This window comes from Streptomyces sp. NRRL F-5123, assembly GCF_000721495.1.
In the GTDB taxonomy this organism is placed as follows: domain Bacteria; phylum Actinomycetota; class Actinomycetes; order Streptomycetales; family Streptomycetaceae; genus Actinacidiphila.
Map to the genome: position 1 here is coordinate 42,410 of NZ_JOHY01000042.1, position 18,773 is coordinate 61,182.

Annotated in this window: 16 protein-coding genes; 7 read left to right on the plus strand and 9 right to left on the minus strand. The window is 74.5% G+C overall.

Annotated features, from left to right (window positions below):
* Nucleotides 1–26: 26 nt before the first annotated feature.
* Complete coding sequence (locus IH54_RS0127395) at nucleotides 27–1,121, plus strand: P1 family peptidase (protein WP_031521754.1); 1,095 nt, start codon at nucleotides 27–29, stop codon at nucleotides 1,119–1,121.
* 33 nt (nucleotides 1,122–1,154) lie between these two features.
* Here IH54_RS0127395 and IH54_RS0127400 read toward each other — a convergent pair whose 3' ends face one another.
* Entirely contained in the window at nucleotides 1,155–2,258 is a 1,104-nt protein-coding gene (locus tag IH54_RS0127400; RefSeq protein WP_031521756.1) for a hypothetical protein, read from the minus strand.
* 282 nt (nucleotides 2,259–2,540) lie between these two features.
* Here IH54_RS0127400 and IH54_RS0127405 point away from each other — a divergent pair, with 282 nt between their 5' ends.
* From IH54_RS0127405 to IH54_RS0127420, 4 genes are all read left to right on the plus strand, one after another.
* On the plus strand, nucleotides 2,541–3,149 hold the full coding sequence (locus IH54_RS0127405) for a DedA family protein (protein WP_031521759.1): 609 nt from the start codon (nucleotides 2,541–2,543) through the stop codon (nucleotides 3,147–3,149).
* 170 nt (nucleotides 3,150–3,319) lie between these two features.
* Complete coding sequence (locus tag IH54_RS0127410) at nucleotides 3,320–4,054, plus strand: DUF4232 domain-containing protein (RefSeq protein ID WP_078862560.1); 735 nt, start codon at nucleotides 3,320–3,322, stop codon at nucleotides 4,052–4,054.
* Nucleotides 4,055–4,165: 111 nt separating this feature from the next.
* Entirely contained in the window at nucleotides 4,166–4,999 is an 834-nt protein-coding gene (locus IH54_RS0127415; RefSeq protein ID WP_031521765.1) for a GH25 family lysozyme, read from the plus strand.
* A gap of 92 nt (nucleotides 5,000–5,091) precedes the next feature.
* The gene (locus IH54_RS0127420) at nucleotides 5,092–6,126 is read left to right on the plus strand and encodes a PHP domain-containing protein (RefSeq protein WP_031521768.1); all 1,035 of its coding nucleotides are present in this window, start codon (nucleotides 5,092–5,094) and stop codon (nucleotides 6,124–6,126) included.
* A gap of 88 nt (nucleotides 6,127–6,214) precedes the next feature.
* Here the strand turns inward: IH54_RS0127420 and IH54_RS0127425 are convergent, their stop codons facing one another.
* The 7 genes from IH54_RS0127425 to IH54_RS0127455 all read right to left on the minus strand — a co-directional run bounded on the left by IH54_RS0127425 (nucleotide 6,215) and on the right by IH54_RS0127455 (nucleotide 15,146).
* The gene (locus IH54_RS0127425) at nucleotides 6,215–8,302 is read right to left on the minus strand and encodes a cellulose binding domain-containing protein (protein WP_234343919.1); all 2,088 of its coding nucleotides are present in this window, start codon (nucleotides 8,300–8,302) and stop codon (nucleotides 6,215–6,217) included.
* Between the two features lie 142 nt (nucleotides 8,303–8,444).
* Nucleotides 8,445–9,848, minus strand: a complete 1,404-nt coding sequence (gene sthA, locus IH54_RS0127430; RefSeq protein ID WP_031521773.1) for a Si-specific NAD(P)(+) transhydrogenase — start codon at nucleotides 9,846–9,848, stop codon at nucleotides 8,445–8,447.
* Nucleotides 9,849–9,918: 70 nt separating this feature from the next.
* A complete protein-coding gene (locus tag IH54_RS0127435; protein WP_031521775.1) occupies nucleotides 9,919–12,282 on the minus strand; it encodes a glycoside hydrolase family 65 protein in 2,364 nt (787 codons plus the stop codon).
* On the minus strand, nucleotides 12,279–13,022 hold the full coding sequence (locus IH54_RS0127440; RefSeq protein ID WP_031521777.1) for an HAD family hydrolase: 744 nt from the start codon (nucleotides 13,020–13,022) through the stop codon (nucleotides 12,279–12,281). Before IH54_RS0127440 ends, IH54_RS0127435 begins: the two co-directional genes overlap by 4 nt.
* A gap of 103 nt (nucleotides 13,023–13,125) precedes the next feature.
* Nucleotides 13,126–13,791 carry an epimerase gene (locus tag IH54_RS0127445; protein ID WP_031521780.1) on the minus strand — a complete coding sequence of 222 codons (666 nt, stop codon included), beginning with the start codon at nucleotides 13,789–13,791 and terminating at the stop codon, nucleotides 13,126–13,128.
* A gap of 127 nt (nucleotides 13,792–13,918) precedes the next feature.
* On the minus strand, nucleotides 13,919–14,557 hold the full coding sequence (locus IH54_RS0127450) for an NAD(P)-dependent oxidoreductase (RefSeq protein WP_031521781.1): 639 nt from the start codon (nucleotides 14,555–14,557) through the stop codon (nucleotides 13,919–13,921).
* Nucleotides 14,558–14,681: 124 nt separating this feature from the next.
* Entirely contained in the window at nucleotides 14,682–15,146 is a 465-nt protein-coding gene (locus tag IH54_RS0127455; protein WP_031521784.1) for a MarR family winged helix-turn-helix transcriptional regulator, read from the minus strand.
* Between the two features lie 199 nt (nucleotides 15,147–15,345).
* Between IH54_RS0127455 and IH54_RS0127460 the strand changes: the two genes are divergently transcribed.
* Nucleotides 15,346–16,590 carry an MFS transporter gene (locus tag IH54_RS0127460; protein ID WP_052397930.1) on the plus strand — a complete coding sequence of 415 codons (1,245 nt, stop codon included), beginning with the start codon at nucleotides 15,346–15,348 and terminating at the stop codon, nucleotides 16,588–16,590.
* On the opposite strand, the gene IH54_RS0127465 is transcribed toward IH54_RS0127460, so the two are convergent.
* On the minus strand, nucleotides 16,562–17,083 hold the full coding sequence (locus tag IH54_RS0127465) for a hypothetical protein (protein WP_031521787.1): 522 nt from the start codon (nucleotides 17,081–17,083) through the stop codon (nucleotides 16,562–16,564). The two genes, IH54_RS0127460 and IH54_RS0127465, sit on opposite strands and share 29 nt — an antisense overlap.
* Nucleotides 17,084–17,367: 284 nt before the next feature.
* Between IH54_RS0127465 and IH54_RS0127470 the strand changes: the two genes are divergently transcribed.
* A complete protein-coding gene (locus IH54_RS0127470; RefSeq protein ID WP_031521789.1) occupies nucleotides 17,368–18,732 on the plus strand; it encodes an NAD(P)/FAD-dependent oxidoreductase in 1,365 nt (454 codons plus the stop codon).
* Nucleotides 18,733–18,773 lie beyond the last annotated feature (41 nt).

Consider the following 18,773-nt stretch of genomic DNA (forward strand, 5'->3'; position numbering starts at 1 on the left):
CCGCCCGGCGCGGAGGAGGGAGCCCCATGGAGGACCTGGAGGACCGAACGGCACCCGGCGCGGCCGACGCGCTCACCGACGTGGCCGGGCTGCGGGTCGGCCACGCGCAGCGCACCGGTGACGGCTGGCTCACCGGCGTCACCGTCGTCCTGGCCCCGCCCGGCGGCGCGGTGACCGCGGTCGACGTCCGCGGCGGCGGCCCCGGCACCCGGGAGACCGACGCGCTCGACCCCCGCAACATCGTCCCGCGGATCGAGGCCGTCGTGCTGGCCGGCGGCAGCGCCTTCGGCCTCGACGCGGCCTCGGGTGTCGCGGCCTGGCTGGAGGAGCAGGGCCGCGGCTTCCCCGTCGGCGGGCCCGGGCGTGTCGTGCCGGTGGTGCCCGCAGCCGCGCTCTTCGACCTCGGACGCGGCGGCGACTGGCACGCCCGCCCGGACGCCGCGATGGGCCGGGCAGCCGCCACGGCCGCCGCCGCGTCCCCGCAGGGCGCCCCTGTGCCGCAGGGCGCCGCCGGCGCCGGGACGGGCGCGGTCGTCGGCGGCCTCAAGGGCGGCACCGGCACCGCGAGCACCGTCCTGCCCTCCGGCGTCACCGTGGCGGCCCTCGCGGTCGTCAACGCGGCGGGCTCCGCCGTCGACCCGGCCACCGGCCTGCTCTGGGCCGCGGCCCCGGGCGCGCCGCCCGTCCCGCAGGGCGTACGGGAACGGGCGCGCGAACGCCTGGCCGCCGCGGCCGCGCGGAACGCCGGGCGGGCGGCCGGTCCGCTGAACACCACCCTCGCGGTCGTCGCCACCGATGCGGACCTCTCCCGCTCCCAGGCCCACAAGCTCGCCGGAACGGCCCACGACGGGCTGGCCCGCGCCATCCGCCCGGTGCACCTGCTCTCCGACGGCGACACCGTCTTCGCCGTGGCCACCGGCGCCCGCCCGCTCCTCCCGCACGGCGAGCCCGCCGCCGACCCGGCCTTCGGCGTCCACCTCGCTGCCGGCGCCCTCGACGCGATCTTCGCCGCGGGCGCCGACACCCTCGCCCGCGCGATCCGCAACGCCGTGCTGGCTGCCGAGCCCGTCACGGGTCCGGGCGGCGACTTCCCCTCCTACCGGCAGCTCTACGGTGGCTGAGCCCGCCACGGTGCCGGCCGAGGGGGCGCCTTCTCAGCCCGCCGCGCGGGCGATGCGGCGACGGGCCACCGCCAGCAGCAGGCCCGCGGCGATCAGGGTGCTGCCGCCGGTCAGGAACGCCGCGCGGGTGAAGCCGCCGGAGCCGGTCATCGCGAGGCTGCCGGGCTGCTGGGTGGCCCCCGGCGCGGTCGGCGAGGGGACCGGGGCGGCGTCGGACCTGCGGGCGGCCGCGGTCGCGGTGGCCGCCGCGGTGCGGTGGCGCGCCGCCGGTGCCGCGCGGTGCGGCGGGGTCGTGGGTGCGTCCGTGGCCGTCGCCGGGTCGGGAGGCGCCACCTGGACCTGGAGGGTCTGCGGCGCGGCGCCGCTCGCGTCGAGGTAGGGGTCCTCCGCCGCCGCCAGGGAGGTGGACGCCGTCCCCGTCGCGGTCGCCGTGACGTCCGCGGCGAAGCGCCCGTCGGCCCCGGTGCGTACCGTACGGGCCACGGGTGCTGAGCCGCCGGCCGGCAGGTAGCCGATCCGCACCGGCACGCCCGCGACCGGGAGCCAGCCGCCGTCCGCGGCCCGCTCGACGAGGCCTGCGGCCGTGACCGTACGGCCCTGGGCGGCCGGGGCGCCCAGCGTGTAGGCGGCCGTCAGCCGTACGGCACTGGGCACCGCCGTGACGTCCACCTCCGCCTCGGCGTCCCATGAGCCGTACGCGCCCCCACCGGGGCCGGGCGTACGGTGCAGCGCGTGCACCGGCACGGTCCACGGCCCCGGGCCCGCGTCCGCCGGGCGCAGGCCGATCGTCGCGTCCGGCAGCCGGAAGGCGCCGCCCGGGCCGGTCGTCACGGTGCCCAGCAGTTGCGCGCCGGCGCCGGACGGATCCCCGGCGACGAGGTCCACCGTCGCGCCCGCCGCGGGCTCCTGCGGGCCGCCGCCCTCGCGGCCGCCCCGCTCCAGCCGCCCGGCCAGCGTGACCGTGCGGTCGGCGTAGTCCGTCGCGGCCGGCTGCGCGGTGAAAGTGGGCAGCGTCCACCCGCCGGGCGGGTCGCCCGGCGCCGCCTGCGCCGCCCCCGGCAGCCACACCAGCACGGCCGCGACCGCCGCCCCCGCCGCGCCGGCCCGCCGTAGGCCCTGCGTCCCCGCCCCCGCCATAGGTCCCGCCTCCTGCCACGTGCCCGTACCCATTGGACGAGCCGGCGGCCCGTCCCGTTGCGGCCCGGGGAGGTAATTTCCGGTGAGGAGTGCGTGAATGCGCGCCCAACGTGCCTTTCACCCCCCCGGAACACCCCCCGACAACCGCCCGCACCCCCGGACAACCGCCCGCGCCCGGCTGCCCCACGCTCTGCCGGCCTCGCGGATCCGCGGTGGCCGGGACGCCCCGGTTCGCGCACACCGCGGTGCAGACGGGCGGCCGCGCGGGGGAAGGCTTCCTCCATGCACTCCATCACCGACTGGCTTTCGCGCTTGTCCGGCCCCGCCGTCTACGCCGTCGTGGGAGCCCTCGTCTTCTGCGAGGACGCGCTCTTCTTCGGTTTCGTGCTGCCCGGCGAGACCGCCGTGGTGCTGGGCGGGGTGATCGCCAACGAGGGACGGGTCTCGGTGTACTGGCTGGCCGCCGTGGTCGTGCTGGCCGCTGTCGCGGGGGATTCGGTCGGCTACGAGATCGGGCGGCGGTACGGGCCGCGCATCCTGGAGGTCAGGACGCTGCGCGGACACCGCGAGCGGATCGACCAGGCGCGGGACCTCATCCGCAGGCGGGGCCCCGCCGCGGTCTTCCTCGGGCGCTTCATCGCCTTCTTCCGCGCCATGATGCCCGCGCTCGCCGGCATCTCGCGGATGCGCTATCCGACGTTCCTGCTCTTCAACGCGATGGGCGGGCTGGTGTGGGGTGTCGGCTTCACCCTGCTGGGCTACTTCGCCGGAAATGCCTACAAGCGCGTCGAGAAGACGGCGGGGACCGCGGTGGCGATCGTGGTCGCCGTGGTCGTGGTGGCGGCGCTGGTGGTGTGGCAGGTCCGCAAGCGGCGCGGCGAACGCGACTGACCGCGACCGGCGCGGGCGCGGCGGCGGGGCGTGCGGCCCGGTTCGCCCGTGTGTACGCGGGCCGTACGGGTGTGCCGTTTCCGCTGTTCCGCACGGTGACAATGTGCGGAAACGGCAACAATCGGGCCGGACGAGGTTCGAAGCGGGCCTGGCGTGAGAAACCGAGCAGTATGGCTAACTCGTCCTCTCACTCCGCGACGGCGGACCGGTCGCGGCCGCGGTCGCGGCGCCGTCCGGCCGTTCTCACCGCCGCGGCGGTGGCGCTGCTGTCCGCCGCGGCCGCCGGCTGCAACGGCGGCGGCGACGGCTCGGCCGCCGGTCCCACCGCGGACGGCAACGGCACGCACTCCGCCCCGGCCACCACGTCCGGCGCGGCGACGCCCACCGACGGCGCCTCCGCCGGTCAGGCCACGACCGCCCCGGAGCCCCCGGCGGGCACCACCGAGCCCCCGGCGACGGCAGGGGCCGCCGGTTCCTCGGGCTCCTCCGGCGGTACGCAGCAGCAGGCCGCGGCCCGCTGCACCGTCACCGACCTCAAGATGACACTGGGGCGCGGCGACCCGGGCGCCGGCAACATCTACTTCCCGCTGGACTTCACCAACACCACCGGGCACAGCTGCACCCTCAACGGCTTCCCCGGCGTGTCCCTGCTGCGGGGCGACGGCAGCGTCATCGGCAAGGCCGCGACGCGGCAGACGGTGACGGCGGCCGCGGTGCGGATCGCCCCGGGCCAGACCGTCGAGGCCGACCTGCACACCCTCAACCAGGGGGTCAGGGACGGCGGCTGCTGGCGGACGCCCACCCTGATCATGGTCTACCCGCCGGGATCGACCCAGTCCATGACGCTGGCCACGAACAACCCCGTCGTCTGCGGCGACACCTTCGACGTCGGCCCCGTGCACTGACCGCCCCCGGATCGGCGACCGCGCCGGCCCCGACCCGAGCCCCCAGCCCCCGAGAGCCCCGCACCACCGCACCACCGCACCACCAGCGCACGAGCACGGAAAGGGACCGCCGTGACGGTCAACGGCATCGACGTCGCCTCCTACCAGAGCAGCGACTACAGCACCAGCGGCCTGGACTTCGTCGTCGTCAAGGCCACCGAGGGGTCGAGCTACACCAATCCGAAGCACGCCGGGCAGGTCGCCACCGCCCGCGAGCACGGCCTGGTCGTCGGCCACTACCACTTCGCCCGGCCCGGCTCGGTGAGCGCCCAGGCCGACTACTTCCTCGCGCACGCCGGGGCGAAGGCCGGGGATTTCCTGGCCTTCGACTGGGAGGACACCGGCGTGTCCGGCGCCGACAAGGACGCCTGGCTGCGCCACGTCAAGGCCAAAGCGCCCGAGCACCGCGTGGTCCTCTACTGCAACCGCGACTTCTGGCTCCATCGCGACAGCACGTCCTACTGCGCCGACGGCCTGTGGATCGCCGACCCCTCGGCGCCCAAGGGCCACCCCCGCGTCGAGCACCCCTGGCTCTTCCACCAGTACAGCGAGGCGGGCGGCCTGGACCGCAACGTCGGGAGCTTCGCCGACCGCGCCGCCCTGCACGCCTGGGCGGGCAGGAGCGCCCCGGCACCGCGGTACGAGCCCTTCCCGGGCACCGCCTGGTTCACCACCGGGCGCCGCTCGCCCGTCGTGGCGGCGATGCACGACCGGCTGGTCGCGGTCGGCTGCAACCACTACCGGAGCACGGCCGACAAGGACGTCATCGGCTCCGGCGACGTCGCCTCCTACGAGGCCTGGCAGCGCAAGTACAACACCGAGCACCACAAGGGCTGGACCGGCTCGGCCCTGAAATGGCCTCCCGGCAAGGAGACCTGGGACGCCCTGCACGTGCCCAACGTCTGACGGCGGCCGCCGCCCCGTCCCGGGCGGACGCGAACGTGTGACCCGCCGCGCCCCGCCGTTACGCGCGGGGCCGGGCCGGGAAACGGGTGTCCATGGAGCCGATCGAGGCACTGGAGCGGATCGCCTTCCTGCTGGAACGCGCCGACGCGCCCGTCTACCGCATCCGCGCGTTCCGCAACGCCGCCGCCGTGCTGGCCGCCCTGCCGCCCGGCGAGCTGGAGCGGCGTACGGCGGCCCGCCGCTTCACCGACCTCAAGGGCATCGGCAGCACTACGGGCACCGTGCTCGCCGAGGCCGCGCAGGGACGCACCCCCGGCTACCTCGCCGACCTCGAACGCGACCACGGCGGCCCGCCCGTCTCCGGTGGCGCCGCCCTGTGCGCGGCGCTGCGCGGCGACTGCCACCTGCACTCCGACTGGTCCGACGGCAACAGCCCGATCGCGGTGATGGCGGACGCAGCCCGTGCCGCCGGGCACGAGTGGGCGGTGCTCACCGACCACTCGCCGCGGCTGCGCGTCGCCCACGGGCTGACCGCCGACCGGCTGCGCCGCCAGCTCGACACCGTCGCCGAGCTGAACGGGCGCCTCGCCCGGGGGCCCGCGCCCTTCCGGCTGCTGACGGGCATCGAGTGCGACATCCTCCCGGACGGCTCACTCGACCAGGACGACGAGCTGCTCGGCCGGCTGGACGTCGTCGTCGCCTCGGTGCACTCCGAGCTGCGGATGGCCGCGCCCGCCTTCACCCGCCGGCTGCTCGCCGCGGTCGGCAACCCGTTGGTGGACGTGCTCGGTCACTGCACGGGCCGGCTCGTCGGCGAGCGCCGGACCCGCCCGGAGTCCTCGTACGACGCCGAGGCGGTCTTCGCCGCGTGCGCCGCGGCCGGCACCGCGGTGGAGATCAACAGCAGCCCGCAGCGGCTCGACCCGCCGCGTCGGCTGCTCGCGCTCGCCAGGGACGCCGGCGTGCTCTTCGCGATCGACAGCGACGCCCACGCCCCCGGCCAGCTCGGCTGGCAGGCCTACGGCTGCGCGCGCGCCGAGGAGGCCGGGATCCCGGCCGAGCGCGTCGTCACCACCTGGAGCGCGGAGCGGCTGCTGGCCTGGAGCGGCGGACGGCGCCTGCCGTGAAGGGCGTGAAGGGGGCGGGAAAAGCGCCTGCCGCGCCCGGCGCCCCTGACAGGCGCCGGGTGCGGCAGGCAGTCCGGTGGGCAGGATGTCACACCGTGGTGCAGACCGTCCCGTTGAGGGTGAAGACCGTCGGCGGCTGGTAGGCGCCGTTGTTCGCGCCGGTGAAGCCGAAGGTCGCCGAGTTGCCGCCGTTCGGGGCGAGCGTGGCGTTCCAGTCGACCGGGGTCGCCGTCACATGGCTGCCCTCGGACTTCAGGTTGGCGTTCCAGAAGCCGCTGACCGTTTCACCGCTGCTCGGGAAGGAGAAGGCGAGCGTCCAGCCGTTGATGGTCGCCGGTCCGGTGTTCGTGACCGTCACGTTGGCGTTGAAGCCGCTGCCCCAGCCTGCCGTCAGATCGTACGACACCTTGCAGGTGGAGTCCTGCGGGGTGCCGGTGCGGACGGTGAGCGGGTCCGAGGGCCGCGACAGGTGCCCGTTGGCGTCCCTGGCCAGGATGTTCCAGGTGCCGGTGCTGCCGGGCACCAGGTTGTGGACGGTCGCCGAGGTGCCGGTCGAGGTCGCCACCAGCTCGCTGTTGGCGCCGATCTGCCGGTAGACCTCGTAGCGGTCGGCCTTGCCGCCGGTCGACGGCGTCCAGCTGACCGTCGCGTTCGTGGCGTCCGCCGCGGTGACCTTCGGCGCGCCCGGTGCGCTGAGGGCCGAGCCGGTGCCGGCCTTCGGGTGCACGGTGACCGTGGTGATCGAGTACGGCGGCAGCGTCCAGCTCCCGGTGGCGGGAGCGGTGGTGCTGTCGATCGACGAGGCCTGGTCGCGGAAGGTGTCGACGGTCGCCGTCGACCCGTCCGGGACGAAGTTCCGGTAGTCCAGGGCCACGGTCTGCGCGTTGGCCGGGTCCTTGTTGATGAGCATGACGCTCAGGTCGCCGTTCTTGCGGTGCACCGCGTGCGCCGCAACCAGCGGGCTGCCGCTGGCCGCCCCGATGAGCTGGTCGCCCGGCGTGCCGAGGTGGCTGAGCATCGAGATGGCGTGGTAAGGCGCGAAGGGCGTGTTGAGCGGCGGCTCGCACACGTCACCGACGCAGGTGCCGCTGGAGAGGATCCCGTAGTCGTTGAAGTCCGTCGCGCCGTCCGGGGCGGTGCTGATCGAGCCGGGCCCGTTGTGGGTGTCCCACCAGTCGACGGTGAAGACGCCGTTCTGCAGCGCCGTCAGGTACGCGTCGGCGCCGAACAGGGCGTTGGGCTGGGTGTCCTCGAAGACGTTGGAGTTCAGCTCGGTCAGTGCGACCGGCATGTCCGCCGCGCCGTTCTCGGCGAGCTGGTCGTGCAGCTGGGCCAGCTCGCCCGCCAGCTGGGAGGGGGTGTTGAGCATCCCGGCCGCGTCCGAGCCGCCCGGGTACCAGTGGACGATGACGAAGTCGGCCTTGCCGGCGATCAGCGGGATCACCGTGTGGTTCCAGTCCGACGTCTCGCTGCCCGCCATCACGCCGTCCGGCCAGTTGCCGGGCAGCGTCAGGACCGCGCCGACCTTGACCGTGGGGTCGACGGCCTTCATCGCGGTGACGTAGTCGGCGACGTTGTTCCCGTAGGCCGTCGGCGAGGTGTCGGCGTGGTTGTCGGTCTCCCAGTTGCCGCCGTAGTGGCTGTTGCCGTACAGCTCGTTGCCGACCTCCCAGAATTTCGCGCCGTAGCCCTTGGTGACGTTGGCGTAGCGCACCCAGTCCGCGGCCTCCTTCGGGGTGCCGGATCCGTAGTTGGCGATCAGGATGGGCTGGGCGCCGATCTTCTTGACGGTGCCCATGAAGGCGTCGAAGTCGGTGCCGGGCGCGACGTAGCCGCCGGGGGCGGTGTTGTCGACCCAGTGGTAGATGTCGCCGTAGGAGCCACCGGGGTAGCGCAGCATGCCGATGTTCGCGGCCGACAGCAGGTTCTGGACCTCGGGGACGTTCATCTGGGAGTCCCACACCGCGCTGTTGAGGCCGTAGGCGGTGGCCGGAATGGTGCCCTGGCCCTCGGCGGCGTTCACCGTGACGCCGACGGGCTGCGCGGCCGGGTCGCCGGGATCGGCCAGCGCGGTGCCACCGCCGGCGAGCAGCGCGGCGCCGAGCGCCAGCGCGGAGGCGCAGGCGGCGAGCCGTCTGCGCGGATGTGCCGAGCTTTTCGCAATGCCTGGACGCAACGGTCTCTCACCTTCGCGAGGCGTGACGTGGGGGGTGTGCGCGGTGCGGTGCGTGGGAGCGCTCCCATATTTGACACGGCGACCGTCGTTGTCAATGCCCGGGCGGGGACCGGGAAATCCGGGGAGGGCGCCGGGCCGCGCGTCAGTCGCCGAGCCGGTCGATCTGCCGCATGCGGTTGGTGACGTCGAGCGCCGCCACCTTGTACGACTCCGCCAGCGTCGGGTAGTTGAAGACGGCGTCGACCAGGTAGTCCACCGTGCCGCCGCAGCCCATCACGGCGTGCCCGATGTGGATCAGCTCGGTCGCGCCGGTGCCGAAGCAGTGCACCCCCAGCAGCCGCCGGTCCTGCGGGGACACCAGCAGCTTGAGCATGCCGTGCGCGTCGCCGATGATCTGGCCGCGGGCCAGCTCGCGGTAGCGCGAGACGCCCACCTCGAAGGGGACCGAGGCATCGGTGAGCTCGTCCTCGGTGCGGCCGACGAAGCTGATCTCCGGGATCGTGTAGATGCCGATCGGCTGGAGGTCGGCGAGCGCGTGCACCGGCTCGCCGAAGGCGTGGTAGGCCGCGCAGCGGCCCTGCTCCATCGAGGTCGCGGCGAGCGCGGGGAAGCCTATGACGTCGCCGACCGCGTAGATGTGCGGCACCGCGGTGCGGTAGTGCTCGTCCACCGCGAGCCGGCCGCGCTTGTCCGCGGCCAGGCCCGCCCGGTCCAGGGCCAGCTCGTCGGTGAGGCCCTGCCGCCCCGCGGAGTACATGACGGCGTCGGCCGCGATCTTCTTGCCGCTCGCCAGCACCGTCAGGGTGCCGTTCTCGTGCCGCTCCACGGCCGCGACGGTCTCGCCGAAACGGAAGGTCACCCCGAGGTCGCGCAGGTGGTAGCGCAGCGCCTCGACGATCTCGGCGTCGCAGAAGTCCAGCATGCCCTCGCGCTGCTCGACGACCGTGATCCGGCTGCCCAGCGCGGCGAACATCGAGGCGTACTCCATGCCGATCACCCCGGCGCCGACGATCACCATGGAGCGCGGCACCCGCTCCATGCGCAGCACGCTGTCGGAGTCCATCACCGTGCGGTCGTCGAACTCCACGCTCGCCGGGCGGGCCGGCCGCGTTCCCGTGGCGATGACGACGCGGTCGGCGGTCACCACGCGCTCCTGGCCGCCCGCGTCGGTCACGGCCACGGTGTGCTCGTCCAGGAAGCGCCCGGTGCCGTCCAGCACCGTGATGCGGTTGCGGGACAGCTGGCTGCGCACCACGTCCACCTCGCGGCCGACGACGTGTTGCGTCCTGGCCGTCAGGTCGGCGACGGTGATGTCCTCCTTGAGCCGGTAGCTCTGCCCGTACAGATCCCGCTGGTTGAGACCGGTGAGGTAGAGCACCGCCTCGCGTAGCGTCTTGGACGGGATCGTGCCGGTGTGCAGGGACACCCCGCCGAGCCGGTCGGTGCGGTCCACCAGGGCCGCCCGCCTGCCGAGTTTCGCGGCCGCGATGGCCGCCTTCTGCCCGCCGGGGCCCGAACCGATCACCAGTAGGTCGTAGTCGCGCACCCGGCCAGTCTGTCACCCGGTCCGCGCGCGCGTCACCGCTTCGGTACGGGCGGGAGCCCGCCCCGCGCGGCTACTTCGGGTGCTGCGGGCGGCGCAGCGGGGCGCGGCCGGGCGGTTGGGCGGGCGGTGGGCGGTGCTCGGGGGTGGGCAGGTCGTGCTCGGCGGGCTTGTCCGTGGTGAGGGTGAACTCCACGCCGTAGTGGACCAGCTGGAGCGGCTCGCCGGCCGCCAGGGTGTACGTGGCGGTGTTGCGGCCGACCTCCACCCGCAGTCGGCGGCCGCGGAAGAGCAGCCGGAAGGAGATGCGGCTGAGGGTCTCCGGCAGCCGGGGCGCGAAACGCAGCCGGCCGCCGTCGAAGAGCCGCATGCCGCCGAGCCCGGCCACCAGGGCCGTCCAGGTGCCGGCCAGCGCTGCGATGTGCAGCCCGTCGCGGGCGTTGTTCTCCAGGTCCTCCAGGTCGATCATCGCCGACTCGCCCAGGTAGTCGTACGCCAGTTGCAGATGCCCGACCTCGGCGGCGAGCACCGACTGGCAGTAGGCCGACAGCGACGAGTCGCGGACCGTCAGCGGCTCGTAGTAGGCGAAGTTGCGGGCCTTCTGCTCCAGCGTGAAGGCGTCCCCGCGCAGGTACATCGCCAGCACCAGGTCGGCCTGCTTGACGACCTGCTTGCGGTAGAGGTCGAAGTACGGGTAGTGCAGCATCAGCGGGTAGTGGTCCTCGGGGGTGCCCGCGAAGTCCCAGACCTGGTGGCGGGTGTAGCCCGCCGACTGCTCGTGCACCCCGAGGCCGTCGTCGAAGGGCAGCGTCATCGCGGCGGCCGCGTCCCGCCAGGCGGCGGTCTCCTCGTCGGTCACGCCGAACTCGGCGGCGTGCCGCGGATGCCGCTCGGCGGCGTCCGCGGCGGCCTCCAGGTTCGCCTGCGCCATGAGGTTGGTGTAGGCGTTGTCGTCGCTGATCGCGCTGTACTCGTCGGGCCCGGTCACGCCGTCGATGTGGAAGGCGCCCGCGTGGTCGTGGTGGCCCAGCGAGCGCCACAACCGGGCGGTCTCGACGAGGAGTTCGAGCCCGGTGTCGCGCTCGAACGCCTCGTCCCCGGTGACGGCGACGTAGCGCACGACCGCGTCGGCGATGTCGGCGTTGACGTGGAAGGCGGCGGTGCCGGCCGGCCAGTAGCCGGACGCCTCCTCGCCGTTGATCGTCCGCCACGGGAAGGCCGCGCCCGCGAGGCCCAGTTGGCGGGCCCGCTCCTTCGCGGTCGGCAGGGTGTTGCGCCGCCATCTCAGCACCTCGGCGGCGGCCCGCGGCGAGGTGTACGTCAGCAGCGGCAGCACGAACGTCTCGGCGTCCCAGAAGGTGTGGCCGTCGTAGCCGGAGCCGGTCAGGCCCTTGGCGGGGAGGGCCCGCTCCTCGGCCCGCGCGCCGACTTGGAGCACGTGGAAGAGCGCGAAGCGCACCGCCTGCTGGATCTCGGTGTCGCCGTCCACCTCGACGTCGGCGCGCTCCCAGAAGTCGTCCATGTACGCCCGCTGCTGGTCCAGCAGCCCCTTCCAGCCGGTGTCCCGGGCGCCCACCAGCGCCGCGTCCGCCTGGTCGCGCAGCGCCGGCAGCGAGCGGGTCGCCGACCACCCGTAGGCGACGAACTTCTCCAGCCGCAGCGCCTGCCCGGCGCCCACCACCGAGGTGACGGTCAGCCGGCTGACGTCGTCGGCGGAGTCCGCGGACACCTGTGTGGTGCCCGCCGGGCCCTCCACCCGGTGGTCGGCGGCCACCGCGACCCGCAGCCTGCTGCGGGTGGTGGAGTGCACCAGCCGCAGCCGGGTGCCCGCGGCGCCGTGCTCCTCGCTCTGCAGCGGCGAGGACAGCGCGGCCGACACCCGCGGGTCGCCGGGGGAGTGCGGCACCTCCTCGTTGGCCGCCAGCTCCGACTGCACCACCAGCCGCACCTCGCCGTCCAGCGGCTCGACCTCGTAGGCGATGGCGGCGACCGCGCGCTGCCGGAAGGACACCATCCGGGTCGAGCGCACCCGCACCGCGCGCCCGGCGGGGGAGACCCACTCGCACTCCCGGCGCAGCACCCCGGCCCGCAGGTCCAGCTCCCGCACGTGCGAGCGGACCGTGCCGTAGCGCAGGTCGAACGGCTCGTCGTCGACCAGCAGCCGGATCAGCTTGCCGTTGGTGACGTTGATGACCGTCTGCCCGGACTCCGGGTAGCCGTAGCCGGCCTCGGCGTACGGCAGCGGGTGCAGCTCGTGCAGCCCGTTGAGGTACGTGCCGGGCAGGCCGTTGGGCTCGCCCTCGTCGAGGTTGCCGCGCCAGCCGATGTGGCCGTTGGACAGTGCGAACACCGACTCGCTCTGCGGCAGCAGGTCGAGGTTGAGCTCCAGCTCGCGCAGGCTCCAGGGTGAGACCTCGTAGGCCGGGTCGGTGATCACCTGGCGGGCTCCAGCAGTTCGGCGAGGTCGGTGACGACCGTGTCGGCGCCGTGCCGGCGCAGCTCCTCGGCCTGCCCCGTGCGGTCCACGCCCACCACCCGGCCGAACCGCCCGGCGCGCCCGGCGTCCATGCCGACCAGTGCGTCCTCGAAGACCGCGGACTCGTCCGGGCCGCAGCCCAGGTCGCTCGCCGCCTCCAGGTAGGTGTCCGGTTTGGGCTTTCCGCGCAGGCCCCGCTCGCGGGCCACGTTGCCGTCGATGCGCACGTCGAGCAGCTGCTCGATCCCGGCGGCGACCAGCACGTCCCGGCAGTTGGCGGAGGAGGAGACCACCGCGGTGCGCAGCCCCGCGGCGCGCACCGCCTCCAGGTAGCGCACCGAGCCGGGGTAGGGCTCGACGCCCTCCTCCCGGATCTTGTCCAGCACCAGCACGTTCTTGCGGTTGCCGACGCCATGCACGGTGTTCAGCTCGGGCGGGTCGTCCTCCTCGCCCTCGGGCAGCTCGATGCCGCGCGAGGACAGGAAGCTGCGCACCCCGTCCGCGCGCGGCCGGCCGTCGACGTAGGTGTCGTAGTCCGTGGTCGCGTCGAAGGGCTGGAAGTCCGGGCCCTCGATGGTGCGCAGCACCGCGTCGAAGGTGTCCTTCCAGGCGGCGGCGTGCACCAGCGCCGTCGGGGTGAGGACACCGTCGAGGTCGAAGAGGCAGGCACGGATGCCGTCGGGAAGGCCGATCTCGGTCATGACCCTGCTTGTGCCCGCTGACCGCGCCGGGTATGTCCAGCGCCCCGGAAGACCGCCCGACTCGCCGAACGGCCGCCCGCCGTCCGGGCGGGACGCGCGGCGCTCAGGCGCCGAGCCGGTTGATGTCCCGGGTGGAGAGGATGTGCGGGCCCGCGCCCTCCAGCCGGACGGCCGCCAGCATCGACCGGCCCAGCAGCGCGGTGGTGGTGACCCGGTCCGGTGCCAGCCGGTGCGCCAGCGGGTAGAGCCACGAGGTCAGCCGGTAGACGGTGCGGTAGAGCGGGGTGCGGGAGACGGCGCCGTCCACCGGGCGGATCCAGCCGGGGCGGAACATGTACGCGCGCATGTCCAGGGCCAGCAGTGCGTTCTCGGTGCGGCCCTTGACCCTGGCCCAGGCCACCCGGCCCTGCTCGGTGCTGTCGGTGCCGGCGCCCGAGACGTAGGTGAAGGCCAGCTCGGGGTTGCCGGCCGACAGCAGGCGCGCGGCGGCGAGCGGGAAGTCGTAGCTGACCCGGCGGTAGACCTCGGCGCTGTGGCCGCTGGTGGAGACCCCCAGGCAGTAGAAGCAGGCGTCCGCGCCGGCCAGCTCGGCCGCGACCGGGGACAGGTCGGTGAAGTCGGCGTGCGCGACCTCGCGCAGCTTGGGGTGGTCGACGCCCAGCGGGGCGCGCCCCACCGCGACCACCTCGGTCACGCCGCCGTCCAGCAGCGCGGCGCGCAGCGCCCCGTGCCCGATCATGCCGGAGGCACCGAAGACAACCACCTTCATCGCGGGCCGCCGCCGCCTTCCCGAATCCGCCGTCACCGCTGACCGGGCGCCGAAGCGGCACCCGCGGAGGGACGATCGTAACTCCCCCCGCGGGCCGCCCGGTTCACGGCCGGACCCGCCGGGTCGCTCAGTCCGCGACCACCGCGACCTTGTGCAGGTAGTCGCCGGAGACGGCCCGGCCCAGCAGGAAGTCGGCGACGTCGGCCCGGGAGACGGTCGGCATCCCGTGGAGCGCGAGCTTCTCGCCGTGCCGGTAGCGGCGGGTGTGGGCGCCGTTGGTGAGCATCACCGGGTAGACCAGCGTCCAGTCCAGGCCGCTGTCGCGCAGTACCCGTTCGCCCGCGGCCTTGTCGGCGTAGACCCGGCCGAGCAGCAGCCGGTAGCCGAGCCGCGGCAGCGGTGGGACCTCCCCGAGCGTGTCGCCGACGCCGAGGCCGGACAGCCAGACCACCCGGGAGACCTCCGCGGCGCGCATCGCCGCCACGATCCGCGGCGCCGCCTCGGCCATCAGGGCGGGCGCGCGCAGGCCCTGCCAGGTGCGCGCGGTGCCCAGCGTGACCACCACGGCGTCGGTGCCGGCGACCGCGGCGGTCACCGCGTCCTGGTCGGACGTCACCTGCCCGACGGTGATCGTCAGCCCGGAGTGCGCGGGCGGCGCCTTGGCCGGGTCGCGCACGAAGGCGGTCACCTCGTGGCCGGCGGCCAGTGCCTGGGCGACCACCTGGCGCCCGGTCGCGCCGGTGCTGCCGAAGACCGCGATCCGCACGGCGTCCTCCCGCTGCTGTCGTGTCCGGTCCCACCGGTGTCCTGCGGGGCGCGCCACCGGCCGGACGCCGGGCCGCGGCCCCGCTCGTACCGTACCCGCGCCGGCCGCGGGCGGGGCGGGGGTGTCAGGCGCCGACCGGGTCGGCGAGGTGTTCGACGGCGCTGACCAGCGGGGCGAGCCGCGGGTCCTGGGCGGCCTGGTCGAGGGCCTCGCGCAGGGCCGCGTTGTTGGTCGGACGGGCGGCGTCGAGCAGTTCGGCGCCGGCCGCCGTGACGTCGGTGTAGATACCGCGCCGGTCGGTCGGGCACAGGTAGCGCGACAGCAGCCCGCGCTCCTCCAGCCGGGTGACCAGCCGGGTCGTCGCGGACTGGCTGAGCACCACCGCGTCGGCGACCTGCTTCATCTGCAGATGGCCGCCCTCGCCGTCGTGCTGCCGGCTGAGCACGTCCAGCAGCGAGAACTCCCGGACGCTCAGCTCGTGGTCGGCCTGCAGCGCACGCTCGATGTGCGCCTCGATCCGGCCGTGCAGCAGGGACAGCGCGCACCACCCGCCGGCGAGTGCGGTCATGGCCGGATCCGTGGCGGTCATCGCTCCTCCTGGCCCGGTGCGGGCGGTCCGGCGCCCGGCTCCGCTGCCGTGCGCACTGGCCCCACTCTAACGCGCTTGCAATTAATCCGCGTCTGCAATTATTGTCGACGCTTGTTACGGGCCCATGCGGGCAACGTGCTGCCGCGCCCTGCGGCGGCGGAGCCGCGGGGCCACGGGACTACCGGAAGGGTTGCCTCTCATGCCTCTCGCGCTGCTGGCCCTGGCCATCGGGGCCTTCGGGATCGGCACCACGGAATTCGTCCCCATCGGGCTGCTGCCGCAGATCTCCGACGCCTTCGACGTCTCGGTCCCGACCGCGGGCCTGGCCGTCACGGGGTACGCGCTCGGCGTCGTCGCCGGGGCGCCGGTCATGACGGCGCTGGGCACGCGTATCGCCCGCAAGCGGATGCTGATGCTGCTCATGGCGCTGTTCACGGTCGGCAACCTGGTCTCGGCCGCCGCCCCCGACTTCGGGGTGCTGCTGGCCGGGCGGGTGATCACCTCGCTCGCGCACGGCGCCTTCTTCGGCATCGGCTCGGTCGTCGCCGCCGAGCTGGTCGCGCCCGCCCGGCGGGCCGGCGCGATCGCGATGATGTTCACCGGGCTGACCGTCGCCAACGTCGTCGGAGTGCCGCTCGGCACCCTCGTCGGCCAGGGCGCCGGCTGGCGGGTCACCTTCCTGGTCGTCGCCGTCCTCGGGGTGGCCGGCCTGCTCGGCGTCGCCCGACTGGTGCCCGACCTGCCGCGCCCGGAGGGCGTGAGCCTGCGGCACGAGCTCGCCGTCTTCCGCAACGCGCAGGTGCTGCTCGCGCTCGGCACGACCGTCTTCGGCTTCGGCGGGGTCTTCGCCGCCATCACCTACCTGGCGCCGATGATGACGGACGTCGCCGGCTTCTCCGACGGCGGCGTGACCTGGCTGCTGGTGCTGCTCGGCCTCGGCATGGTCGTCGGCAACCTGGCCGGCGGCAGGCTCGCCGACCGGCGGCTGATGCCCGCGCTGCTCACCGCGCTCGGCGGCCTGGCCGCGGTGCTCGCCGCCTTCACCGTGACCGCGCACCACCAGGCCGCCGCGGCCGTCACCGTCTTCGCCGTCGGCGCGCTCGGCTTCGCCACCACCCCGCCGCTGCAGAAGCGGGTGCTCGACCAGGCCGCCGGGGCACCGACGCTCGCCTCGGCCGCCAACATCGGCGCCTTCAACCTCGGCAACGCGCTCGCCGCCTGGCTCGGCGGGCTGGTCATCTCGGCCGGCCACGGCTACACCGCCGCCAACTGGGTCGGCGTCGGCCTGGCCGGCGTCGCGGTGCTGCTGGCGGCGGCGTCGATGGTGCTGGAGCGCGGCGGCGCCCGCCGCCCGGGCCGCGTCGTCGCCCGTTCCGCCGTCGCGGACCCGGCCGCGGCGGGCGCCGCCGCCGAGCTCAGCCCGCGGGGGTCGCGCCCACGCTGACGTACGTGACGTCGACGGTCGCGGGCTGCGCGGTCGCGCTCGTCGGCGCGGGCACGAAGCCCACCGTGCCGGTGCCGTAGCAGGGCAGGTTCAGGTCCTGCGGGATCGCAACCTTCACGCCGTACGCCTTGATCTCGGTGGCCGGCGCCGCCGAGGTCGGGTTCCCGAAGGCGACCAGGACGTGGTCGGCGGACTCGCCGGTGTAGCCGACCCGGGCCTGGGCCGGGGTCGACCCGGACACCAGCTGGACCGACACCGACTGACCGGCCATCGGGTGGCCGGTCGAGGTGCCGCTCACCGGGCCGAAGCAGCCGACCTGGATCACGGCGCCGATCGTGGCGCCGTTGACCTGGCCGACGAAGGTCTGGTGCGGCCGGATCGGGAGCGGGTCGACCTGGGCCGCCGCCGCGGACGACGTCCCGATCGCGCCGCCCAGCAGGGCGACGGCCGCGACGATGCCGGAATTCCGTAACCGATGGTGCGTGCTGCGCATGTCTACCTCCGGACGTGGGGGTCCCGGGGCTTGTCCGCGGCCCCGGAGGACAACGAGGGCGAACCGTGCGAGAGCACCTGCATCGTAGTGGCCCCCGCTCCGAACGGACCCCGCCCGGAAGCGTCCCGTCCGGCCCCCGTACGTCCCGGCCCGCCGCGCCCTCCGCCCGGGGCCTCCCGGCTGGCGGGGGCGGGGACGCCGCGGTAGGACAGGAGGAGGTGCGAAGCCGCCGGCGGCGGGAAGGCGGAACCGGACCGCACGCAGCCCCAGAAGGGACGGACATCGTGGCACGACCCAGGATCCTCGTGGTGGGAGCCGGCTTCGCCGGAGTGGGCTGCGTCCGCAGACTGGAGCGCAACCTCGGCCGGGACGAGGCGGACATCGCCCTCGTGACGCCCTTCTCCTACCAGCTCTACCTGCCCCTGCTGCCGCAGGTCGCCTCCGGCATCCTCACCCCGCAGTCGATCGCCGTGTCGCTGCGCCGCAGCAGGCGCTACCGCACCCGGATCATCCCCGGCGGCGCGGTCGGCGTGGACACCGCGGCCAAGGTCTGCGTGGTGCGGACGATAACGGACGAGATGTTCAACGAGCCCTACGACTACCTCGTCCTCGCTCCCGGCAGCATCACCCGCACCTTCGACATCCCCGGCCTGGTCGACAACGCCCGCGGGATGAAGACGCTCGCCGAGGCCGCGTACGTACGCGACCACGTCATCGCGCAGCTGGACCTCGCCGACGCCTCCCACGACCCCGCGGAGCGCGAGTCGCGTCTGCAGTTCGTCGTCGTCGGCGGCGGCTACGCCGGCACCGAGACCGCGGCCTGCCTGCAGCGGCTGACGACCGCCGCGCTGCACCGCTACCCGCGGCTCGACCCGAAGCTCATCAAGTGGCACCTCATCGACATCGCCCCCAAGCTCATGCCCGAGCTGGGCGACAAACTCGGCACCAGCGCCCAGCGGATCCTGCGCGACCGCGGCATCGAGATCTCCCTCGGCACCTCGATCGCCAAGGCCTCGCCGACCGAGGTGACCTTCACCGACGGCCGGGTGGTGCCCAGCCGCACCCTCATCTGGACCGCGGGCGTCGCGGCGAGCCCGCTGATCGGCACGCTGGACGCGGAGACCGCGCGCGGCCGCGTCGTCGTCACCCCCGAGATGACGGTGCCCGGCCGGGAGGGGGTCTTCGCCCTCGGCGACGCCGCGGCCGTCCCGGACCTCACCAAGGACGCGGAGGACGCGGTCTGCCCGCCCACCGCGCAGCACGCCATGCGGCAGGGCGTGCGCGCCGCCGACAACGTCATCGCGGCCCTGCGGCACCAGCCGCTCAAGCCCTACCGGCACAAGGACATGGGCCTGGTCGTCGACCTCGGCGGCCGCGACGCGGTGTCCAAGCCGATGGGTATCGAGCTGCGCGGCATGGCCGCGCAGGCCGTCGCCCGCGGCTACCACTGGTCGGCGCTGCGCACCAACGTCGCCAAGACCCGGGTGATGACCAACTGGCTGCTCAACGCGGCGGCCGGGGACGATTTCGTGCGCACCGGCTTCCAGTCCCGCAAGCCCGCCACCCTGCGGGACTTCGAGTACACCGACGCGTACCTGTCGCCCGAGGAGCTGCGCGAGCAGGTCACCGGGGCGCAGCCGCAGACCTGACGGCCGGACGGCGCGGGGGGCGCGGCACGCGGTGCACCGCG